Source organism: Sphingomonas sp. PWP1-2 (genome assembly GCF_049898305.1).
In the GTDB taxonomy this organism is placed as follows: Bacteria; Pseudomonadota; Alphaproteobacteria; order Sphingomonadales; family Sphingomonadaceae; genus Sphingomonas; species Sphingomonas glacialis.
In genome coordinates, this window is record NZ_JAFCXM010000024.1 from 1 (window position 1) to 572 (window position 572).

Genomic DNA, 572 nt, shown 5'->3' on the forward strand with positions numbered 1-572 from the left:
CTTTGGCCCGGCCGACTTCTTCACCGCGAACACATCGATTGTTGGATCGACACACTTAGCGAGAATGGCTGTTCCTAGAAAAGCGATATGGGTCAGACTGGTAGCGGTCGCTGCTTCGCTCAGCTCTTCGATTGGACGCGCCCAACTTTGGTCAATGTGTCCCGCGGCCGCTTTGGCCGCTTCCTCATAGAGCACCCCACGCGCAATGCGCTTATCGATGTCAGCCTTCGCAACAACCATTTACCCCGCCTCGCGCATCGCAGGCGCAGGGGGCTCAAGTTCGAGCAGGTCACCAGGTTCGCATCCTAGCGCGAGGCAGATCCGCTCAATCGCTTCGATCGTTGCGTTATAGCTTGGTCGCGTTGCTATGGATTCCACAGTGGCGCGCGACAGCCCGGTCAGCTCCGCCAGCTGGGCATAGGTCAACGGCGCGCCAAAGCGCTGCCTGTATACCGCCATCTGTTCACGGAGCCGGATCTTCATCTTGTATTGACAATACAATAGGGTTGGATATGCCGGTTGCACCCTAGCGTTATTTGTAGAAGAATCGAGCTTATGAAAGCGATCAGCCT

General features: G+C 56.6%; 2 protein-coding genes. Both read right to left on the minus strand.

Annotated elements, in window-relative coordinates; genetic code table 11:
• Positions 1–240, minus strand: a 240-nt coding sequence (locus ACP7C5_RS19150) for a restriction endonuclease, SacI family (protein WP_426265509.1), incomplete at its 3' end; no start/stop codon positions are given.
• A partial coding sequence (locus ACP7C5_RS19155; RefSeq protein WP_426265510.1) for a helix-turn-helix domain-containing protein occupies positions 241–572 on the minus strand: 332 nt, incomplete at its 5' end.